Origin of the sequence: Vibrio sp. SG41-7 (genome assembly GCF_014164465.1) — a bacterium.
Classification (GTDB): domain Bacteria; phylum Pseudomonadota; class Gammaproteobacteria; order Enterobacterales; family Vibrionaceae; genus Vibrio; species Vibrio splendidus.
The window spans coordinates 1-22,102 of the sequence record NZ_JACJFF010000081.1; the positions used below are offsets into that span (position 1 = coordinate 1).

General features: G+C 44.2%; 18 protein-coding genes and 2 pseudogenes. 9 read left to right on the plus strand and 11 right to left on the minus strand.

Translation table 11 applies throughout. The features are described from left to right. A pseudogene (locus H5300_RS18510) lies at window positions 1-114 on the plus strand (IS630 family transposase); the annotation flags it as partial. Between the two features lie 34 nt (window positions 115-148). Here H5300_RS18510 and H5300_RS18515 read toward each other — a convergent pair. Next, window positions 149-595: a DUF417 family protein gene (locus H5300_RS18515; RefSeq protein ID WP_182796584.1), complete on the minus strand. Its 447-nt coding sequence runs from the start codon at window positions 593-595 to the stop codon at window positions 149-151. A gap of 267 nt (window positions 596-862) precedes the next feature. Between H5300_RS18515 and H5300_RS18520 the strand changes: the two genes are divergently transcribed. Continuing rightward, complete coding sequence (locus H5300_RS18520; RefSeq protein WP_004731436.1) at window positions 863-1,225, plus strand: RidA family protein; 363 nt, start codon at window positions 863-865, stop codon at window positions 1,223-1,225. A 128-nt stretch (window positions 1,226-1,353) separates the two neighbouring features. On the opposite strand, the gene H5300_RS18525 is transcribed toward H5300_RS18520, so the two are convergent. Continuing rightward, a complete protein-coding gene (locus tag H5300_RS18525) occupies window positions 1,354-2,940 on the minus strand; it encodes a BCCT family transporter (protein ID WP_004731433.1) in 1,587 nt (528 codons plus the stop codon). Between the two features lie 450 nt (window positions 2,941-3,390). Here H5300_RS18525 and H5300_RS18530 point away from each other — a divergent pair. Both H5300_RS18530 and H5300_RS18535 read left to right on the plus strand, forming a co-directional pair. Continuing rightward, window positions 3,391-6,558 (plus strand): annotated as a pseudogene (locus H5300_RS18530) (chitinase C-terminal domain-containing protein). A gap of 295 nt (window positions 6,559-6,853) precedes the next feature. After that, window positions 6,854-8,317, plus strand: a complete 1,464-nt coding sequence (locus H5300_RS18535) for a sensor domain-containing diguanylate cyclase (RefSeq protein WP_182796585.1) — start codon at window positions 6,854-6,856, stop codon at window positions 8,315-8,317. A 150-nt stretch (window positions 8,318-8,467) separates the two neighbouring features. On the opposite strand, the gene H5300_RS18540 is transcribed toward H5300_RS18535, so the two are convergent. After that, on the minus strand, window positions 8,468-8,722 hold the full coding sequence (locus H5300_RS18540; RefSeq protein WP_010430226.1) for a YgjV family protein: 255 nt from the start codon (window positions 8,720-8,722) through the stop codon (window positions 8,468-8,470). A 268-nt stretch (window positions 8,723-8,990) separates the two neighbouring features. On the opposite strand from H5300_RS18540, the gene H5300_RS18545 reads away from it, so the two are divergent. From H5300_RS18545 to H5300_RS18555, 3 genes are all read left to right on the plus strand, one after another. Continuing rightward, complete coding sequence (locus tag H5300_RS18545; protein ID WP_182796586.1) at window positions 8,991-9,581, plus strand: DUF4136 domain-containing protein; 591 nt, start codon at window positions 8,991-8,993, stop codon at window positions 9,579-9,581. Window positions 9,582-9,759: 178 nt separating this feature from the next. Further along, window positions 9,760-10,944, plus strand: a complete 1,185-nt coding sequence (locus H5300_RS18550) for a D-alanyl-D-alanine carboxypeptidase family protein (RefSeq protein ID WP_102447764.1) — start codon at window positions 9,760-9,762, stop codon at window positions 10,942-10,944. A 167-nt stretch (window positions 10,945-11,111) separates the two neighbouring features. Further along, complete coding sequence (locus tag H5300_RS18555) at window positions 11,112-11,405, plus strand: YkgJ family cysteine cluster protein (RefSeq protein ID WP_017076090.1); 294 nt, start codon at window positions 11,112-11,114, stop codon at window positions 11,403-11,405. A 268-nt stretch (window positions 11,406-11,673) separates the two neighbouring features. Here H5300_RS18555 and H5300_RS18560 read toward each other — a convergent pair whose 3' ends face one another. The 6 genes from H5300_RS18560 to H5300_RS18585 form a co-directional block, all read right to left on the minus strand. Continuing rightward, window positions 11,674-13,356: an RluA family pseudouridine synthase gene (locus H5300_RS18560; protein ID WP_182796587.1), complete on the minus strand. Its 1,683-nt coding sequence runs from the start codon at window positions 13,354-13,356 to the stop codon at window positions 11,674-11,676. A gap of 151 nt (window positions 13,357-13,507) precedes the next feature. Then, window positions 13,508-14,128 (minus strand): glutathione S-transferase family protein, encoded by a 621-nt coding sequence (locus H5300_RS18565; RefSeq protein WP_108185380.1) that lies wholly within the window; start codon window positions 14,126-14,128, stop codon window positions 13,508-13,510. Between the two features lie 38 nt (window positions 14,129-14,166). After that, a complete protein-coding gene (locus tag H5300_RS18570) occupies window positions 14,167-15,198 on the minus strand; it encodes an NADP-dependent oxidoreductase (protein WP_182796588.1) in 1,032 nt (343 codons plus the stop codon). A 138-nt stretch (window positions 15,199-15,336) separates the two neighbouring features. Further along, window positions 15,337-15,927, minus strand: a complete 591-nt coding sequence (locus H5300_RS18575; RefSeq protein WP_182796589.1) for a TetR/AcrR family transcriptional regulator — start codon at window positions 15,925-15,927, stop codon at window positions 15,337-15,339. 155 nt (window positions 15,928-16,082) lie between these two features. Continuing rightward, window positions 16,083-16,556 carry an FKBP-type peptidyl-prolyl cis-trans isomerase gene (locus H5300_RS18580; RefSeq protein ID WP_004731366.1) on the minus strand — a complete coding sequence of 158 codons (474 nt, stop codon included), beginning with the start codon at window positions 16,554-16,556 and terminating at the stop codon, window positions 16,083-16,085. 114 nt (window positions 16,557-16,670) lie between these two features. Next, on the minus strand, window positions 16,671-17,297 hold the full coding sequence (locus H5300_RS18585) for a thioredoxin domain-containing protein (protein WP_004731367.1): 627 nt from the start codon (window positions 17,295-17,297) through the stop codon (window positions 16,671-16,673). A gap of 271 nt (window positions 17,298-17,568) precedes the next feature. Here H5300_RS18585 and H5300_RS18590 point away from each other — a divergent pair, with 271 nt between their 5' ends. Next, window positions 17,569-18,204 (plus strand): OmpA family protein, encoded by a 636-nt coding sequence (locus tag H5300_RS18590; RefSeq protein WP_029222001.1) that lies wholly within the window; start codon window positions 17,569-17,571, stop codon window positions 18,202-18,204. Window positions 18,205-18,316: 112 nt separating this feature from the next. Here the strand turns inward: H5300_RS18590 and H5300_RS18595 are convergent, their stop codons facing one another. Next, a complete protein-coding gene (locus H5300_RS18595) occupies window positions 18,317-18,676 on the minus strand; it encodes a glutaredoxin (RefSeq protein ID WP_004731371.1) in 360 nt (119 codons plus the stop codon). Between the two features lie 89 nt (window positions 18,677-18,765). Next, window positions 18,766-20,358, minus strand: coding sequence for a nitric oxide reductase transcriptional regulator NorR (norR, locus tag H5300_RS18600; RefSeq protein ID WP_004731373.1), 1,593 nt, complete (start codon window positions 20,356-20,358; stop codon window positions 18,766-18,768). A 349-nt stretch (window positions 20,359-20,707) separates the two neighbouring features. Here norR and hmpA point away from each other — a divergent pair, with 349 nt between their 5' ends. Continuing rightward, window positions 20,708-21,904 (plus strand): NO-inducible flavohemoprotein, encoded by a 1,197-nt coding sequence (hmpA, locus tag H5300_RS18605; protein WP_017078299.1) that lies wholly within the window; start codon window positions 20,708-20,710, stop codon window positions 21,902-21,904. Window positions 21,905-22,102 lie beyond the last annotated feature (198 nt).

The window sequence follows — 22,102 nt, forward strand, 5'->3', positions numbered from 1 at the left end:
TTCAGAGAAGCCATCGAGAATTTTTGCATTGTGACTCTACCTGAGATCGCAGACTCTTTGACGTCTCGAATAAATGATAATTTTCAAGTGCTCAAGCCCGCATCTTCAAGTTGATTGGGTATAGTTTCGGCCACTTATAGATTTACGGTTACTTCTGAGGTTTGTTACGTTCGATTACGCTAATCGCGATCGCCAAAAATAGAATATCTTTCACTAGGAAGAAGTTAGTGACTAAGATGCCATCCGATACTTTCCAAGCGTTTGGCGTTGTAATTAGGAAGCTGAGTGTCACAACAAAGATAGCCGCTGCAGCAATACCTGAGTAGAAAGCAATTGTCGGTTTCTTAAATCCAACGATCAGTCCAATCGCGACAATGATCTCCGCGGCACCCACCATGTTAGATACAGCTTGTACCGAGAACAGATTGTAAAGCCAGTTCATTGCAGGATGATTTGCGATTAGTGGTTCAATGAGCATCGCTTCGGTTGGCGTAAACTTATAAATACCAATCCAAGCGAGCACTAATGCTACGCCAACCACTCCAAGGTTATATCCCACATTACTCTGTTTTAAATCATAGGTTGGAACATGCATAAAAGTACTCCATTTAATAAAATCCCTGAATATGACCGCAGGAGTTCAGATTAAATTTCGCATTGAGAACAATAATTAATCTATTTATCTAGAGACTTATTGTCTCGATATGAACTTAAATACTGGTGATGTTGAGAACCGAAGCAATGTGTAGGCGATAGTGCTGTTCAAACGGTACAGCGAGCTTTCCAATTTTTGTTTTCAATATTCACGATTTGGATTAGATTACTTTGACGTAAACCCCTAATTATAAGAAGAGAATCGCTCGTGAAAATCCATAGAATTAACCCGACCAAACGTTGGTCAGATGTAACTGTATTTAATGGCATCGCAAGCTTTGTGGAAGTACCAGAGACGGATACAACGGCAGGAATTAAGAGTCAGGTTCAGCAAATTTTTGATCAAGCTGAAGAAATGATGAGTTTGGTCGACAGTGACAAATCTCGCGTATTGTCGGTGACGATTTATCTAACAGATTTTGCTAACTTCGATGCACTGAACGAAGTGTGGGAATCGTGGTTCCCTGAAGGCTGTGCGCCAAGCCGTGCATGTGTGAAAGCAGAACTGGCAAACCCAGAGCTGTTGGTTGAGATGTCGTTTATGGTTGCTGCGGGTGAAAAGTTTCAATAAGCCGAACTATCGGTAGAAATAAGCTTCGTCGATACAAGTAACGAGTAGATAAAACAAAGCCACTCAGGTGAATCACTTGAGTGGCTTTTTAGTATTCTACGTTATCCGAAACTAAATCGGATTAGGCATTAAGCGAGACCTTGATCTCTTGCCATCTGCTTCGCGATCTTCGGAGCGTGCCATAAGCATGGCAACAAGATAAACGATACCGGAACGGCAGTGATCACAATGAACGACTGTAGAGCGGAGATGCCGCCAGAACCCATTGAGATAAGAGCAATGGCTACTGCACCCATGATGATACCCCAGAAGGTACGTACGGCTGCGTTTGGCTCTGTAGTGCCTGTCATTACCACACTGATTGTGTAAGTCATCGAGTCACCTGTTGTCACGATGAACGTGGTCGTCAGGATAAGGAACAGAATCGCAATCAAAGTAGGAAACGGCAGTTGAGCGGTAATTGCCAGTAGCACAGCTGGAAGGTTAAAGCCTTCGAACGCGCTAGAAATTACGCCTGGGTTCTCTAATTCAAACGCTAGACCACTACCACCAACGATGCTGAACCAAAAACATGTTACTAGCGGTGCAACGATGCTGATAGAAACGATCATTTGGCGAATCGTACGGCCACGTGAGATACGAGCAATAAAGATCGCCATCATCGGACCATAGCCTAAGAACCAACCCCAGAAGAATACCGTCCAGCCACCTAGCCACGCTGTATCTTGGCGGTACAGTGCCATTGGGATGAAGTTATCCACCATTTCGCCCATACCTTGTAGGTAGCCATCAATGATGAAGCTCGTTGGGCCTACTAGCAGAATGTAGCCGATTAGGCACACTGATAAGATGATGTTGTAACGGCTAACCAGTTGGATACCTTTGTTCACGCCACTCAATGCAGACAGTGTGTACATTGCGATAGCGAAAACGATAACCACACTTTGAGTTGCAAAGCTGTCAGAAATACCAAACAGTTCGCTCAACGCGTAGCTGATTTGCAGTCCAAGGAAACCGATAGGGCCGATAGTACCTGCGGCTACAGCGACGATGCTGCACGCGTCGACTACGTTACCAATCCAGCTGTTGATTGCTTTGTCGCCAAGTACTGGGTAAAGCAGCGTGCGTGGCTTAAGAGGAAGACCTTTGTCGTAATGCAGGTGCATTAACACGATGGAAGACAAACCACCTAAGATTGCCCAGGCAAGGAAGCCCCAGTGCATGAAAGATTGTGATAGGGCGTTGAACGCCATCGCTTGAGGATCAGCGTTACCATAAAGTGGTGGAGCTGAAACAAAGTGAGCAATAGGCTCTGCGGCTGCCCAGAACACACCACCGCCAGCTAGCAGCGTACATAGGACGATAGACATCCATTTAAAGGTGGTCATTTCAGGGAGAGCAAGCGTTCCTAAACGAACGTGGCCTGTGCGTCCTAGTGCAAGCACTAAGCCGATAATGAAATTGAGTAGTAGTAGGACTTGCCAGAAAGCACCGAACCACTTAGTTGAGTAACTAAAGCCGATGTTTACAAGTTCGGACAACACGGAGGTGTTGGTGAAAGCAAGGACGACAAAGAGGGTTAAAAAACTCCCACTAAGCCAAAATACTGGGTTTCCGAGTTCCAGTTTTTCACCCAAAGATTGAGCTTTATTGAAATCGATAGAAGTAGCTTCTGCGTTGATGTTTTCGTTGGCGACTTGCGTCAAGTTGGACATTATTTCTTCGCTATATTTGGCTCTTTCAAGCCTATGTATTTCTCCCACACTTGCATAGAAGTGTGAGGTTCGTCAAAAAAGCCGCAGATACTAACACATTTGTTATCAAAAGGTGGGCGAATTCCAAAAAGAAAGCCAAATCGACTGTAAATCTCTACTTTTTGGTTAGTTTTGATACGAATTTTTTCCTAACGCTGAGTCACATTTCTGATTTTTGAGACATTATTTTTTAGCTTTCCGAAATAAATTAATATTAGTTGTTGGTGCAAAATAAGTGTCGACTCATTGCATGCTATAAACAAATTAATGCGAGTCATTTTATAAATAGAGAATATTTTAGGTGTTAAATTTGCGTTGTTACCTACAGTTGTTTTGCGAAGAGATTTAAGTGGTGAGTAAAGTCCCATTTGAATTAAACATCTTGAAACAACAACTTAAGGGATAGCTAACATGCACCTAAACCAAGGAAGAGTGGCCAAGAAGGTTTTTACACTCAGCACTCTCACTGCGTCATGCTTGATGGCGTTCAACAGTTATGCGGCTGTGGATTGCTCAACGTTAGAAAAGTGGGACTCTGCCACTGTATATACCGGTGGTGATCAGGTTTCACATGACGGCAGCGCGTACTCAGCAAACTACTGGAATCAAAATAACAACCCAAGCCAATTTGAAGGCGATTACGCACAATGGAAGAAAGTCGATGTGTGTAGTGGTAATGGCGGTGGTGGTACACCAAACGAAGCACCAACGGCTTCATTAACAACGCCTACAGCATCAGATGTGATTGTTGAAGGCGACAATGTCGTATTAAGCGCAACAGCACTGGACGCTGATGGTAGTGTTGCTTCCGTAGAATTCTTTGTTGATGGTTCTTCGGTCGCGGTTGTGACAGCGGCACCATTTGAAGCAACGTGGGCTGCAACGTCGGGTAATCATCAGGTTTCTGTTGTCGCGACAGATAACGAAGGCGCGGCAAGCCTTGCTAGTGAAGTTTCAGTGGTTGTTGATTCAGCTCTGCCAGGAAATGAAGCACCGACAGTTTCGGTTGCGCTTTCAGTAGCTTCGGTCGATGTTGGTGGTGTAGTAACGCTTACCGCAACAGCAGCAGACAGCGATGGCACGGTTGATAAAGTAGATTTCTATGTGGCAGGCGCTCTTATTGGCACAGCTGCAACTAGCCCTTACAAGCTTGATTACACAACCACTCAAGCGGGTTCTTTAGCGGTTTACGCAAAAGCGACTGACAATCAAGGCGCAACGACGGATTCAGCGCTGGCTTCTTTGACTGTGAATGGCGCGCCAACAGTAAATACTTGTCGACCTGATGGCTTATATCAAACTCAAGGTGTCGATGTACCTTACTGTACGATTTACGATGATGAAGGCCGTGAGAAAATGGGCGCGGATCACCCACGTCGTGTCATTGGTTACTTCACCAGCTGGCGTGCAGGGGACGACCCGCAAGCCGCATACTTAGTCAATGATATTCCTTGGGAACAACTTACACACATTAACTACGCTTTCGTGAGCATTGGCTCAGATGGCAAAGTAAACGTGGGTGATGTGAACGATCCGAATAACGCAGCGGTTGGTAAAGAGTGGCCGGGTGTTGAAGTTGATCCTACCTTAGGTTTCAAAGGTCATTTCGGTGCATTAGCGACCGCTAAGAAAAAACACGATGTTAAGACTTTAATCTCAATCGGTGGTTGGGCTGAAACCGGTGGTCATTTCGCGACAGACGGTAGCCGAGTAGCTGATGGTGGTTTCTACACAATGACGACCAACGCCGACGGTTCTATTAACCATCAAGGTATCGAAACATTCGCCACTTCAGCGGTTGAAATGCTTCGTAAGTACCAGTTCGATGGTCTGGATATCGATTACGAATACCCAACTTCTATGGCGGGTGCCGGTAATCCGTACGACAAAGACTTCATGGAGCCGCGTCGTCAATACTTGTGGGCTTCGTACCAAGTCTTGATGAAAGTGCTTCGTTAGAAGCTTGATGCGGCGTCTGCGCAAGATGGCAATCACTACATGTTAACGATCGCGGCGCCTTCTTCTGGTTACCTGTTACGCGGTATGGAAACATTCGATGTGACTAAGTATCTCGATTACGTGAACATCATGTCTTATGACCTTCACGGTGCGTGGAACGATCACGTAGGTCATAACGCAGCGTTGTTTGATACCGGTAAAGATTCTGAGTTAGCACAGTGGAACGTTTACGGCACTGCGGCTTACGGTGGTATCGGTTATCTAAACACGGATTGGGCTTACCATTACTTCCGTGGTTCTATGCCAGCAGGTCGTATTAACATCGGTGTGCCTTACTACACACGTGGTTGGCAAGGTGTAACCGGAGGCGAAAATGGTCTTTGGGGCCGAGCTGCTCTTCCAAACCAAGCTGAATGTTCAGCAGGTACTGGTGAAGGTGAAAAGAATAACTGTGGCCATGGTGCAATTGGTATCGACAACATGTGGCACGATACCGATCCGAAAGGCAACGAAATGGGCGCGGGCTCTAACCCAATGTGGCACGCGAAGAACCTAGAGAAAGGCATTTGGGGTTCTTATGCAGAGGCTTACAAGCTTGATCCTGTGAATGATCCATCTGATGTTCTAACGGGAACTTACACGCGTAACTACGACAGCGTAGCGGTTGCCCCTTGGTTGTGGAACGCAGAGAAGGGCGTATTCCTTTCAACGGAAGATAAAGATTCTATCAACGTGAAAGCAGACTACGTTATCGACAAAGAGATCGGCGGTATCATGTTCTGGGAACTGGCAGGGGATTACAACTGTTATGTAATCGATGCAAGTGGCAACCGAACGTCTATCGATACGACAGAACAAGCGTGTAACAGCGGTAACGGTGAGTTCCACATGGGTAACACCATGACGAAAGCTATCTACGACAAGTTTAAGTCTGCGACCCCATACGGAAACAAGGTAGCGACGGGCGCTATCCCGACAGAAGCGCTAGATATTACGGTATCGGTTGGTGGCTTCAAAGTCGGTGACCAAAACTACCCAATTAACCCTAAGATCACGTTTACAAACAACACAGGCCAAGCACTTCCGGGCGGTACCGAATTCCAATTCGATATCCCAGTGTCAGCACCTGATAATGCAAAAGATCAATCGGGTGGTGGTTTAACTGTGATTGCTTCGGGTCATACTCGTGCGGATAACATTGGTGGATTAGATGGAACCATGCACCGAGTGGCGTTTACTTTGCCTACATGGGAAGAGCTCCCAGCTGGTGGCGTGTATGAGCTAGATATGGTGTATTACTTGCCAATCTCAGGCCCTGCTAACTATGCAGTAAGCGTGAGCGGTATCGATTATGCCTTTAGCTTTGAGCAACCAGACCTACCATTAGGTGATATCAGTTCAGGTGGCGGTAACCCTGGCGATGGTGGCACAAACCCAGGTACATGCGATACAGCCGGTTTAGCGGTTTACCCAGACTTACCTCAGAAAGATTGGGCGGGTAACCCAAGCCATGCAAACACTGGCGACCAAGTGGTTCATAGCGGTAGTATTTACCAAGCGAACTGGTGGACAAGTTCTGAACCGGGTAGTGATGGTAGCTGGACTCAGGTTTGTTCTTAATTTAATGCTAACTAATCCATTTATAGACAATAGATTGCAGTAATAGCTAGTAAATACGAATGCTTTTAAGTCTATTTATCAGGGCTTTAGTGTAATTTAAGTCGTCAACTTCAACGTAAAATTAAAACGCCGAACTGAATCCAGTTCGGCGTTTTTGCTTTAAGTCACAGATTGCGTATAGAAACCCTTAAAAATATCGACACTCGTTCAGTAAAAAATAAAACCATGATATAAAACAGTCTGTATATAAGAGAAGTCACAGCGTTACCTAAAATTATAAATCTATGGGGTAATCTTGAAAGTCAGACGTAAATACATTCTTAGTTTTTCTATTGCGCTCGCCATTGTGTCGATGATTCTTTCGGCCTTTCAATTTAACCGAACTGAAAGGTCACTGTTGGAATCCAACCAGCTATTCTTTCGAACGATTGTGAATGCGAGTTACGATATTGTCGACACAACAGTTAATGAGGCGATAAAGACATATCTCAAAGGAATTACCGATACCGTTGCGTCCCATGTATGGCATGCCACACCGGAACAGGAAATTGAACAAGTAAGCCAGATCGCCAGTGAACTGCACATTGGACAATCAGGTTATATCTATTTGATGTCACCGCAAGGTGTTCACCTCTACCATCCTTTCTTGCAAGGAAAGAAGCGCGGGCATCTTACTCATATCCAAAAACAGCTCAGTATCGACTCTGGTATGATCGAATACTTTCACGCTAATCCGCATGAGATAAGTCGGCGTGCAAAAGTTGCCTATTCGATGAGGCTACCGAGTGGCAATACTTTGGTCGCGACGACCTATAAAGAAGAATTGATGTATTTGGTCGATCTTGAAGGCTTAAAAGATAAGCTGAGAAAGTACGCGTTCGGTGATAGCGGATATGTGTACATTATTGATCTTCAGGGTAACTTAGTGCTTCATCCTGATTATGAACACAAGTCATTGAAAGCCTTGATAGGCTACTCGTCCGAACTGCTAATTGATCGAATCGCAACCCAGCCAGAAGGTCACTTTAGCTATTCAATTTCCAGTGACAATGGTACGACCAACAAAAACGTCTTCTATAAGTTTTACCCCTATCTGAATTGGGTCATTTCCGCCGGTATTTTAGAGCAGGAGCTCAATAGAAATCATAGTTTGCTGTTCATTAGTTTGATGGCTTTGGTCGTGAGCCTATTGAGCATTATCATCGTGTTGGTGCTTTACCTGCGGCATCGTCATCTCAAAATCTTGGATGTTGCGAGCCTTGATTACCTCACTGGTCTTCCTAGCCGGCGGAGTTTTATCGAGCAGTTAAAGCTGAAAATTGCTCAAAGGTCGCCTTATCCGCTAACAAATGTCGGTGTCGTTTTGCTTGATATTGACCATTTCAAACGGGTGAACGATCAATATGGTCATGCTCAAGGCGATAGGGTTATCTGTGAGGTCGCAAAATCACTGAAGAGATTTGTTAATCGTCGTCGCTTGATTGCACGCTATGGCGGTGAAGAGTTTATTTTGGTGACGTTTGATTGTGATGAGCGTGAGTTATTCGAATTGTCTGAGGAACTCAGACGAAGTGTAGAGCAACTGCAAGGTTTGGTGTCACCTGTCACAATCAGTGCTGGCTGTTGTCACGATCGAGCGCTCACTGATATTGAAACAGCGATCGATAAAGCTGACAAAGCGCTTTATCAAGCAAAAGAGAGGGGACGTAACAACACTCAGACGTATCAAAAGAACGAATATCGCGTTGCTTATATGTGATCAGTTGAAAGAATCGATATCTTCAAGGTTGGAAGGTTGGAAGGTTGGAAGATTGGAAATCATGCTTTTGAGAACGACAAACACAAAAAAGCCCAAATAGATCGCTCTATTTGGGCTTTTTCAGAATTATTTGAAATGCGAATCGCTAATTTAAGCTTTCGCTGCTTTCATCGCTTCCGTTTTTTTTTCCTTTTGCATTTTTGCAAGGAAGTAGATGTTTACACAAGCGATGAAACCGTTGGTCGCGACCACTGGCCATGCGTCAATCATAACGCCGTATGCTGTAAAGAGAGTACAGCCAATAAAGTTAAGGACACGCAGACGAACGATATCTTTCATTGTTAATGAAATTGCGACCATAATAGATGCCGCGTAACCTAAAATTTCAACCATATTGAATTCCATTGTTTGACCCTCTTAAATTTGCCGATACTTTGTCGGTACCAATTCTTCTCTTCATGAGATGATTGAGGAAGCTCCGTGCCTCGAATGGTCTGGTTATGTTTAACGAGGTAGACTATACCAACTCTGTTTTTGTGATTAAACCCCCAAAACGGGCAGAAGTGAAGGTTAGCGATTACGCAAACGTTTAATGACCTTTCTATTAACATAATTACTATTTATGTTGGGAGGTTAATTGATATTTATTCTTATATAGGTAAGGAAGCCGCGAATGATAAAACGATCCATTTGTGCAACAAAAAGCATAAAAAAAGCAGTGTTATTGGCTTTGATAACGATTGGACTGACAGCATGTACCACACAAGAAATGCCGCCAACACACAATTATGGTGTGGTCACCAGTGGTGATTTTGAGTTCATGAAACACGGAGTAACGACGTACTCGTGGCACCCTGAATCAGAGCAGGTTTACCTTTCTCAAAAATACGATGAGACCGTAGTAACCGATCTAGTGCGTGATGCGATTGAAGATCAACTCGCTACGAAAGGTTATCAACTGAATCAAAATGGTGCAGTTGGTGATGTTGTTGTCGGTTTTGGGTTGGCCGAAGAATCAGAGTTAAATGATGACTCGATTTTCGATGCGATTAAGCTTTCAACGGGGGTGCCATTTTATGATGGTGACGGAAAGGTCGCCGAGAAAGGATCGCTGTACATTGCTTTTTTCGTACCTAACTCTCAGGTCGTACAATGGCAAGCATTAGCACAGTCTGGCATTCAACCTGATTTAGAGCCAAGCGAGAGCAAACAGCGCATTACTGGCTTTGTTGAAATGTTATTTAGACGCATGCCTGAGCGATAGAATAAGGCGTTGGATGCATTCGTTGAGTCAATATTAGTTGTTGAAAATATGGTCAGATCGCAGATTATACTTTTTTATTTGTAACGAATGGTACAAATACGTAAAGCAACGTAAAGTTCGCGCTTCTTTTGCTAGCATTTGTCTATACTGCTCAAAACGTTAACTTAGGTTTGATTCAATGAAACTGTTTTCCAAATACTCTCTCCCTCTATTAAGTATATTCATTGTAAGTAACGCAGCGATGGTAAGTAATGCAGCTATCGCAGCACCTTCTATAGTACCAAGCCCACCTAGCCTAGGCGCAAAAGGGTATGTGTTAATTGATTTTAATTCTGGTGATGTGCTGGTAGAAAAAAACGCACACACTAAGTTAAACCCAGCGAGTTTGACTAAACTGATGACCAGCTATGTGGCTGGGCAAGAGATGAAGCGAGGCAACATCTCGGCTGATGATCAAGTAAGAATCAGTGAGAATGCATGGGCGAAAAAATTCCCTGACTCTTCAAAAATGTTCATCGAAGTGAACACCGATGTAGCAATGATGGACCTTTACCGCGGCTTGATTATTCAATCAGGTAACGATGCGAGTGTTGCGATTGCGGAACACGTTGCGGGCTCACAAGATGCATTTGTGGATCTTATGAACTCTTGGGCTACGTCTCTGAAATTAGAAAACACTCATTTTGCTAACGCGCATGGCTTAGACGCTGACGATCTCTATTCGACTCCTTATGATATCGCGCTGCTCGGTCGTGCCATTATTCGTGATTTACCGGATGTTTATGGCTTATACAGCGAACGTTCGTTCAGTTACAACGGCATTACACAACACAACCGTAATGGCTTGTTGCGTGATAGAAGTTTAACCGTTGATGGCATGAAAACGGGCTACACCTCTGGCGCTGGCTACAGTTTAGCGAGTTCGGCGACACAAGGTGAGATGAGACTTATCGCGGTTGTTATGGGCGCATCAAGCGTTAAGAGCCGTGAGTCAGACAGCAAACAGTTGTTGAGCTATGGCTTCCGCTTCTTCGATACTCTAAACCCACATCAAGGTGGAGATGAAGTCGCTGAAGAGAAGGTATGGTTTGGTGCCAAAGATACATTGAAGCTGGGTGTTGCAGAAGACACGTTTATCACACTGCCTAAGTCAGACAGTAAAAAGCTAACGGCATCGATTGAACTTGATTCTGAGTTGAAGGCACCGATTGCAGAAGGTCAAACACTAGGTGTGGTTCATTACACAGTCGATGGTGAAGATGTGCAAACTCAGCCATTGATTGCGCTAGAGGCTGTTGAACAAGGTGGAATATTCAAACGTCTGATGGATTACGTTAAGTTGTTTTTCGCGAACCTATTCTAAATAGGGTCGTTATTCAGCTAAAACGAGAAAACTTAATGGGCGTTGTGAGCAAATCACAACGCCCATTGTTATTTCTACATCCATGAAAACACCGTCATCTACTTTCTTTATTAGCCGTAGCGGACGGTTTCGATTACTATACGCAAAATTTAGCAGTGTAGTCACTTATGACCATAGAGATAAAGAACGTAACCGAACCTGAAGTAACTTGTGCCAATTGTCAGGCATGCTGTTGTCGTTTAGAGGTTATGATCATCACAGATACCGGCGTTCCTGAAGAGCATATTGCTTATGACGAGTGGGGCGGCGAAACCATGCTGAGATTAGATGACGGTTGGTGCTCTGCGGTAGATCGAGAAACACTGATGTGTACTATTTACGAAAACCGACCATGGATCTGCCGTGAGTTCGAAATGGGCTCTTACGAGTGTGTGGAACAACGCACTGATGTTATGGGTTAGGCGTCTGCAACATTGAAGTTAGTAACGAAAGTACGCTACCGGCCTGTGATCAGCACATAAAAAAATTAAACTTCAGGGTTCTATATCTCAAGCAGATTTAGAACCCTGATGCGTTTAATGAGATAAAAAATTTAACGAAACAAGAACTTAAGTGAAATAAGAGCTTTAACGAGAAAAAGTTTTAATGGGACAAAAATTTTATCGCGGTAATCGTTTCATAGCGGCAATCGTTTTATCGCACCAATAGTTTTAGCACGATAAGAACAGCTTAAAACTCAGAAGGCACTTCAAATTCCATCCATTCACCGGTTGTTGGGTGAATTAACTTTAGGTAACCCGCGTGTAGGTGCAAGCGTTCGCGTTTGTATCCGTATAAGTCGTCACCACGAATCGGTACACCAAGGCCTAATGGATGAGCACAATGCACACGTAGCTGATGGGTACGGCCTGTTTTCGGATACAGATGAACTTTGGTTTTACCATTGCTGGTACCAATCGCTTCCCAATGAGTTTCAGCGTTACGTCCATGTTCATGGCAAACCAGTTGTCTTGGTCTGTCTGTGATGTCACCGCGCAAATGCAAGCTGATATCGCCAGATTTACCGTCGATTTCACCATCTAACAGAGCTGTGTATCGTTTCTCGACGGTTCTATCAATGAATTGCTTCTGAATGTGCTTGTTTGACTCCGCCGTCAGCGCCAAGATCAACAGGCCTGACGTCGACATGTCTAATCTATGGATGATCAAAGGCCCTGTCGCATTCGGGTAATGCGCTTTAATGCGTGTATAAACCGAGTCTTCGATAAACTTACCAGGAACCGACAAGAACTCCTCGGGTTTATTCACCACCACGATCTCGTCGTCTTCATAAACAATATCAAAAGACTTACCAACCGCAGGGTTCACGATAAGGGGGTTATCTTCTAGCTCGATGCCGTTTAGCTGGTGGTCGAGGATCTCAAAGCTTTTACTCTGACAAACCGGGTAGAGGTTTCCGTGTTGGCGAATGACAGCTGTTGGAGGTAATCCCCACCAAAACTCAGACAAAGCTAATGGCTTAAACCCGTATTCAAAAGCAAAGTTAAGCAGCTTGGGCAGGCAACAGTCGCCAGAGCCTTCAAGAGCGCCTTTGCCATCTAACAATTCAAGTAGGCTCTTTGATTCGAGAGCTTGATTGATAAAGCGATAGTGAGAGAGACGTTGAGTTTCCAACTGTTCTGAAATGGCTTGGTGGTCTTGCTTACGGTTTTTCAGTTCGCTTTCGATCAAATCAACTTGTGATTGGTGTTCTGCGATCTTTTGCTTCCATTCGATACGAAGCGCTTTTAGGTCGCGTTTCTCTCGGCTACTTTGATTGCCCAGTTGTTTGAGCAAATTCGCCGCTGACTCTAGATTTCCCAATGCCTTTTCTTGATTGGCTTGCTCTCTGAGTTCGTTACGTTGAGCTTTATTCACGGTCATCGCCAACTGAAAGGCTTCGATAGCTTGTGCTGATTCGACTGTTAACTCTTCAAGCTCAGCCACTAATACGTCTAGGTTGTGCGATTGTTGTAGCTTCTTAATGTCATCCGCTAGTTGTGATTGGCGAGCGAGGTTTGCACTATTGTGAGATTGAAACTGTTCTGAATCGAAGGCTGGTAGAACAAAGTTAATGTTGTTTAACAGAGAGGCCAAAGGCGGATCTAACTGCAAACCTGAAAATGCAGAAAGGTACCCTAATTCTTGTGTGGTTGGATTCTGAACAAGAAGAACAGCGTAGAGATTACCTTGCGAGGTTTCGTTTACACCGCAGTCGATGAGTGACTGTTGAAGCTGCAGCATAGCTAATTCACACGTAGGGTGCGGGGTATAGTAATACGGAAACGTAAACCGAGTCGGTATCGACAAGTCTTGAGTCGCGGTTTGGTTTAAGGGAAGCAGTGGTGTGTATTGAGCAAGGTTTGCTGACATGAAAATCAAACTCTATGGCTGTTCAGTTAGAGTTCGGTATTGTTGTCGAAATGAAGGCAAATGAGAAGCCAAAGCGAAAGATAAATCGGCTTTGGCTTCATTTAGTTGCTTGTGCTTATTCTAAGAACGCACGCGCTTGAGTGAAACTCGATCAGCTAGAGTGTTCTAGCTCTACTTGCTCTGCTTTTTGGTAAGCAGGGTGGTCAGCCAAAAGCTTACCGTATTTAGCAATGTTAGGGTAAAGCGCAGTTGCACCAAAGTTACCAACGATTTCTACGATGAACGACATCATAAAGTCTGCACCTGTTAGTGTGTCTGCAACCAAGTAGGTTTTACCTTCGAGTGCATTATTCACGTAAGTTAAGATCTTTTGGTTTTCATCGTCAGCGTAGCCACCAAGGAAATTAGTCTCGCAACCGTCTTTCATCACAAAGATTTTAAGCAGCATCGGCAAAATACCTGAACTCTCAGCAAAATGTAGCCACTGTGAATATTCTACGTAGTCAGCTGTGCCGCGTGTTGGTGCGAACTTACCCTGACCGTATTTGTCGATTAGGTATTCCGTGATAGCGCCTGATTCAGTGATCACGATGCCATCGTCTTCAATGACAGGAGATTTACCCAATGGGTGAACGGACTTAAGCTCTGGTGGCGCAAGAAAAGTGACACTGTCTCGTTGGTATGGCTTGATCTGGTAATCTACCCCAAGCTCTTCCAACAGCCAGATGATGCGCTTTGAGCGTGATTTATTCAGGTGATGCAAAGTAATCATGATTCTACCTAGTTAACTAACGGGTTCAGTTTTTGAATTTATTTAGCTTCGTTTGTTTTGATAACAAGCTTACCGAAGTTTTGGCCTTCTAATAGACCCATGAATGCTTGTGGCGCCTCGTCTAGACCTTCAATTAGGTGCTCACGATAGTGCATCTTGCCTTGAGACAACCATTCTGTCATTTGAACAGCAAACTCGTTATAACGGTGCGCGTAGTCATCAAAGATAATGAAGCCTTGCATCTTAATACGCTTGACCAGCAGCGTACCCATAAGGCTAGACATGCGATCCGGGCCTTCAGGCAGTGAAGTTGCGTTGTATTGAGAGATAAGGCCACATACAGGAATACGAGCACCGGTGTTAAGCAATGGCATTACGGCATCGAAAACCTTGCCGCCAACGTTTTCAAAATAAACGTCGATGCCGTTGTCACATGCTTTAGCCAGTTGCTCCGCGAAGTCGTCAGCTTTGTGGTCGATACAGTCGTCAAAGCCAAGCACGTCTTTCGCGTACTGACACTTCTCTTGACCACCAGCAACGCCGATAACACGACAGCCTTTTAGTTTGCCGATTTGTCCAACGGTTGCGCCTACTGCACCTGTTGCCGCCGCAACGACTAGAGTGTCGCCTTTTTTAGGTTGGCCGATATCAAGCAAACCCATATAAGCCGTAAAGCCAGGCATACCCATGATGCCCAGTGCGTAAGAAGGGTGTGTTGGCTCTTTACCTAGTTTGATTAAGCCTTCACCGTTAGACACACCAAGATCTTGCCAACCTGTGTAAGCCAGTACCCATTCGCCAACTTCGTAATCAGCGTGGTTTGATTCTTCAACCTGACATACGGTTGCACCAACCATCACTTCATCAATCGCAACTGGGTCTGCGTAAGATTTAGCATCGCTCATACGACCACGCATGTATGGGTCTAGAGAAAGATAAACTGAGCGAAGTAACATCTCGCCGTCTTTAATTGTTGGTGCGGCTACTGACTCTAAACGGAAGTTATCTTGAGTCGGTGCGCCAACTGGGCGAGAAGCCAATACGATGCGGCGATTGTCTTGTTGAGTCATTGGATATCCTTAATTTTATATTATGTTTATTTGGAATTAGACCAGTCGTCTAGTCTTATTGTCTAAAAATCCCGCCGTCATCAAATTGATAAGAGGGCGGGTTATCTGTCGTCAATAAAGACTAAACACAGTACGTGGTTAGTTTTTACCTTTTAAAATCTGTTGGGTTAGGTTTAAAGCTGATTCTAAGCTGCTTGAGCTCTGGCTTAGTTTGCTTAACAAACTTGCGCCCAACCACATAGAATATAGATTTTGAGCGGTTTCATGGCTGTCTTCAACTTTAATGGAGCCATCTTCAATACCACCAGCAACACAGTGTTGTATCGTAGAGGTCACTTTTTCAGCTCCTTTTAGTAAGGCTTGACGCATAGGATCAGAAAGATCAGAAACTTCAGCGCTGAGCTTAACGACTAAGCATTTATGAGCGTTACAGGTACCGTTTTCAATCTGTGACCATCGAGTGAAATAACTGATAATTCTCTGGTAATGGTTGCCTTCACCATGAACCAAAATAGTTTCAACTCTGCTGATGTAGGTTTCAAAATAGTGCTGGATCAGAGCCTCGCCAAATTGCTCTTTCGATTTAAAGTAGTGGTAAAACGACCCTTTTGGTACGTCCGCTTCTTTAAGCAATTGCGATAAGCCAACGCCCGTAAAGCCGTTGTTCACTATTAATTGGTAGCCAACATCTAAAACATGCAGGCGTGTGTCATTCGTTTTTTCGTTCATGGGCAGTACTATAAATTAAATTAGACCAGTCGTCTAGTGGGCGGTTTTTGAAGGTATATACCGTCGTTGCAAAAGTGGCTTCAACTATTCGAACGCTCACATATAAAAAAGCCCCAACATAGCTCGTATGTTGGGGCTTATATCAGTCTCTTCGATTATTTGATAGAGATTAACTCAACATCAAAAATCAGAGTTGATGACGGTGGGATAGGGCCTGAACCACCTTTACCGTAAGCCAATTGGCTCGGGATAAACAGGCGAACCTTTTGGCCTTCAACCATGTAAGTCAAACCTTCTTGCCAGCCTTTGATTACTTGCTTAAGAGCAAATGAGATTGGCTCGCCGCGCTCAACAGAGCTGTCGAAAACAGTGCCGTCGATAAGTGTACCGTGGTAATGAACCGTTACTTTGCTGTTCTTAGTTGGGTGCTCTGTGCCTGTACCTTCTTCAAGTACAAGGTATTGAAGACCACTTTCAGTCGTAACAACCCCTTCTTTAGCGCCGTTTTCGACAAGGAACTGTTGGCCTTGCTCGATATTTTCTTCGCCAGATTTATGATTCATCCAAGTGCGGTAGATCATGAAGCCAGCCAAAATAAAGACAATGACCGGGATGATAAATTTAGACATAGTAAAACCTATTTATAGTTAATGCTGAATTTCATAGTTAATGCAGTAATTGATAATTAATGCAGAATTTCGCAGTTAATACAGAGTGTGTTAATCAATTGGCTAAAGCCGTGATTAGGGTTGAGTCAAAAGGTAGTTGATCGTTTTTGCGATGCCAGCAACGTCTTGGTGACCTGCTGTGAGTACTTGGTATTTACCGTTGATGATAAATGTTGGTACTGAGTTGATTTGACCTTTTACTGAGATCTCTTCTGCTTTCTTAACGTAGTCAAATAGAGCAACTTGCTGTTCTTTGTTCAGTTGGTATGGGCTAACCAAACCACGAGAAGTGAACGCTGTCTCTAGTGCTTGTTGACGCTGTTCTGGCGTTGCATCTGCACCCATTTGAACGGCACCAAATAGGTCGTCCATGAACGCGTGGTCAGGTGTCGCGTCAAGTTGCATCACTGCTGTGTAGTAGATCATTGCGCTGATTTGAGCACTTTCATTGAACGTTACATGCATCTTGCCAATAGTTTGGTCTGTTAGCGACTCAATCTCTGGAATTGCACTTTCCATTTGACGACAGTGACCACAGTTTAGAGAGAAAATTTCAGTGATCGGAGACAGGTTAAATTCAGTTAGAGCTGTAGGAAGTGCTTCGTATTGAACACCTTTCTGTGGCTCGTCTGTTTCACTACAACCCGCAATAATAAGTACGGCAGCGAGTGCTGTGATGAATTTAGTAAATGGTTTAAACATAATGTTTGCTCTAGCGTTGAGAAGTCGTGAGATTCTAACTATTTAGTACGAATTGGAAAACAATTATAAGGTAAATAAATGCAAACAGTTCGAACTAGAGGGTGATGACAGGCTAGTTGACGGTTAACTGTGATCAAAAGCACTTTTTTTGGATGTGCTTTCTTTTCGTATAAAGTTTTTATCTAAAGTTTTTCCCTCGGTGCCGATATAGACATTAGTGAATGGTTTATCTGCATGAGTGGTTGGTGAAGTAATGAGATATTTAGCGATAATGTTAAGCATAGCTTTGGCAGGGTGTGAAACGACGTTACCAACGGGTATGTTAGGTGACGATCTGCTAGAAACTGCACCGCAAACCGATTACGACCTTATGCATCCTGAATGGGGTGTGGTTCAAACGACATCTGTAGCGAGCAATCGCAGTTACTCAGTCCAGAACAGCACTCATCAACAAAAAACCATCACAACCAACTATGGACGTGGTGTCTCGACTAATGACCCACTGGAAGTTTTTTTACGACAAAACCGTATCGACTTTGAAGTACTGCCGGGCAATCATGTGATGGTAAAGCTTGAACAGCACGTGAACTTTAAAACGGGTTCGGCATTCCCTGAGCCAGCCTACAATCAATGGCTGGATACTTTAGGCAGTTACCTTTCTCAACGCCAAGACATTGATGTGGTGATTGAGGGCCATACCGATAATACGGGCAGTGATCGTGTTAATGATCCGCTTTCTGAGCTACGTGCAAAAGAAGTGAAAGCGCGCTTGGAAAGTAACTATGTTTCGAGTCGTGCTATTTACACTCGCGGCTTTGGCGAATACGTTCCGGCGTGTACTAACGCGTCGCCGCAAGGCAAGGCGTGTAATCGCCGTGTAGAATTGATGCTGATTGTGTCGAAGTAGTCATTTGAGCTTTCTTCCCTAAATTGAAAGCGACGAGTTCTAAATAATAGACATAAAAAATCCCTCATATTTGAGGGATTTTTTGTATCTGACTTTCGTTTCGCAGGTTAGCTTATGCGAATTGCTTTTCTAAGTAAGTAACGATATCCGAAGATTCATACATCCACTCAGTTTTGCCGTCTTTTTCGATACGTAGGCAAGGCACTTTAACGCGACCGCCACCAGCTTCAAGCTCTGCACGGTGTTGATCATTGTTCTTTGCATCACGAAGTTCAAATTGAACCGATTGACGTTTCATCGCGCGGCGCACTTTTACACAAAATGGGCACGCTTCGAATTGGTATAACGTGTGCGTCTTTGCCTGCTCATTCACTTTGCTTTGCTCTTCTTGAGAACGTTTCACACCACGTGGGCTGAATACAAAATTCAATAACAAGATGACACGACCTAAGAACCAACGGATAAACTTCATAACTCTCTCTACATATTTAAAATTAGCGTTACAATTTGCAGCATTATATACACAAGTTTTGTTAGATGCTCGCAACAAACCGCTAATATCTATTTTGTCCGTTCGATCGTGTGAGACTTAGCCACATTTAGTCCTAAACGCTTAGACAGTCGAGTCAGATTTGCTCGGTCTGTTTTTAGAACTCGTCCTGCTTGCGCCCAGTTAAAGTTGGCATCTTCCAACACTTCAGTAATGATGCTGCGTTGAAAATCGTCCGTCGCGCCACGTAAACCAGCAGATAGGTCGATCGTTGGTGTCGATAATGGTGTGTTTTTTACCTGTGTCGTCGCAATCGGTTGATCTTGGTCGAGTGGACCACAATCTTCTTTAGTGATTGTCACGAGGTTTTTGTTAGTGCTGCGAGCCAATGCTTTCAGTGCTGAACGGCTGATAACGTGTTCAAGCTCACGAACGTTACCCGGCCAACCGTAACGGTTTAGGAATACCAGAACATCAGAACGGAACTTAACTTGGTTGATACCAAGCTTACGGCGCGCTTGTTCTAGGAAGAAACCAGCTAATAGGCTGATGTCGTCACCACGCTCTTTCAATGCAGGTACCGCGATAGGGTACACACTAAGTCGGTGATACAAGTCGGCTCTGAATCGACCGTCTTCAACTTCTTGTTTTAAGTCTCGGTTGGTTGCAGCCAGAACACGAACATCAATGGTTTGGATGTTGTCTTGGCCTACCGGTTGGATTTCGTTGTTTTGCAGCGCACGCAGTAACTTACTTTGTGCTGCTAAAGGCAATTCACCAATTTCATCTAAGAACAGTGTGCCGCCGTCGGCTAGAGCAAACTTACCTAAGCGGTTTTTGTCTGCACCAGTAAATGCGCCACGAACGTGACCAAATAGTTCACTCTCTACCAAGTTCTCAGGAATAGCAGCACAGTTCACGTAGACCAGCGGATTACGCTTACGTTGCGATTGGTGGTGCAGGGTACGAGCAACGAGCTCTTTACCAACACCAGTATCACCATGAATCAGAATATTAAACTCTGACGGCGCTACAACCGCAATATCGTTCTTAAGCGCGACCATGGTGTCACTGTTACCAATCAACTCGCCGCCGTCACGTTCCCACGCTTCTACGTTCAACTCTTCCAGTAATTGTTTTGACTGTTTTGCTTGATGCTCAAGTTGCGAGAAAGTCATCGCCATCTGCATGGTTGAAGCCGCAATAGCAGCGAGAACTTCTAGGTTACGAGCTGGAATATTCGCGAAGACATCAGGTTTTAGGCTGTCTAGGGTTAGCACTCCTAACAATTTGTCACCAAACAGCAGAGGCAAACCCATGCAGGCATGCATTGGTAAATCGCCGTCGTGGTCTATCAGTAAGCCATCGAAAGGATCAGGCAATGAGCTATCAGCATCAAAACGAACAGGAGAACGTGATGCGCAAATCTCATCAAAGCGAGGGTGTTCCGAAATGATAAAGCGGCGACCGAATGTATCTCGACTGAGCCCTTGCATTGCGATGGGTACTAGCGTGTCGCCTTGAAGGCTTAAAAGCGCGACGCAATCACACGTTATGGTTTTACGAATGGCATCGATTAGGCGATTAAAACGGTCTTGATCGTTCACACCGCTGGCTAAACCAATGGTCATTTCCATGAGAGTGGATGCTGAGATATCTTGCATAAAGGGCTCATACTGTTTGTATTTTTATACATGGTAGAGTCTTTATGACACAAAAAAAAGGTCTTTTTGACTAAAGTTTGAAGTGAATTTTTGAAAGGATGCCAGACACAGCAAGCTTTCGCATGTTGGCACCGTTTGTGCAATGTGTCCATTACGTGTTGTCTATATGACTGAATAACTGACCTATAGTTGATTTGAATCAATTAATGCCCATTTATCAGTCCGCGTGATTCTCATAAAAAATGCAGCCAGAGAGCTCATTGAGAATGAATTGGTATAAAGTCATCTTTAAATAAAACTAGTCAATTTGACTTAAGTGGTCAAAAGACTAAGTGTTCGGAGTAAATCAATGCTAAACAATCTACATATCAACATCATCAAATCGACGATTCCTCTTTTAGAAAGCGCAGGCCCTGCTTTAACTCAACACTTCTATCAACGTATGTTCACGCATAACCCTGAATTGAAAGATATCTTCAATATGACTCACCAAAGAACAGGTCGCCAAGGTGTGGCGCTGTTTGAAGCTATCGCGGCTTATGCTAAAAACATTGAAAACCTAGCAGCGTTAACCACCGCGGTTGAACGTATTGCACAGAAACACACAAGCTTTAACATTCAACCAGAGCACTACCAAATTGTTGGTTTGCACCTGATTGAAACATTACGTGAATTAGCTACTGAGGCATTTACTCCTGAAGTGGAAGAAGCATGGACTGCCGCTTACTTATTCTTAGCGCAAGTATTCATCGACCGTGAAGCAGAACTTTATCTACAGCGCAAGCAGGCTGTTGGTGGTTGGGAAGCAGCTCGTGCGTTTGTAATCGCAGACAAGATTGAAGAGTCAGCACTCGTAACAAGCTTCATCTTACAGCCAAAAGATGGCGGTGAGGTTTTGGATTACACACCAGGTCAATACATCGGCATTGAAGTGAAACCTGAAGGCGCACAATACAGCGAAATTCGTCAGTATTCACTGTCAGACAAGCCGAACGGAAAATACTACCGTATCTCTGTGAAGCGTGAAGGCCAAGGTCAAGAAACGCAAGGTGTTGTTTCTAACCACATGCACGATACCGTTGCTATCGGCGATGAAGTTAGCCTATACGCACCAGCAGGTGACTTTATGTATCAAGAGCGCAGCAAGCCAGTAACGCTCATCTCTGCAGGTGTTGGTGTAACGCCAATGCAGTCTATGCTTGAGTTCTTGAACAACGAGCAGAAAAACGAACCGGTTCTTTACCTTCACGCTTGTGAAAACGTAGGCCAACACTCTTTCACGACTCGTGTTAAAGATATTGTTGCTGACAAAGGTTGGGAAGCGAAAACGTGGTACATGAACAAAGACGAATCTGCATGTGAAAACACGCATCAAGGCCAAATGGATCTAGCGTCTATCTCTGATACTAAAGGCTTTGAAGAGAGCGATTTCTACATCTGTGGACCTGTTGGTTTCATGAAGAACATCGTAGAGCAATTAGACGCACTCAAAGTAGATCGCTCACGCGTACACTACGAAGTATTTGGCCCTCACGCTAACTTCTAATAGCTCTCGCCAGTTCTATTAACACTCGCCTGAACTATTAACACCTTGCCTATTCAAAGGCCTCACATTGTGACTGTCTCTTATACACAAATCCCTAAGCCACGCTTGGGGATTTTTTTTGAACTATTTTTAGGTTTCATGATCTGATCATCTAAGCAATGACAAGGATGATTATCATGACCTATATAGAGCCAACCC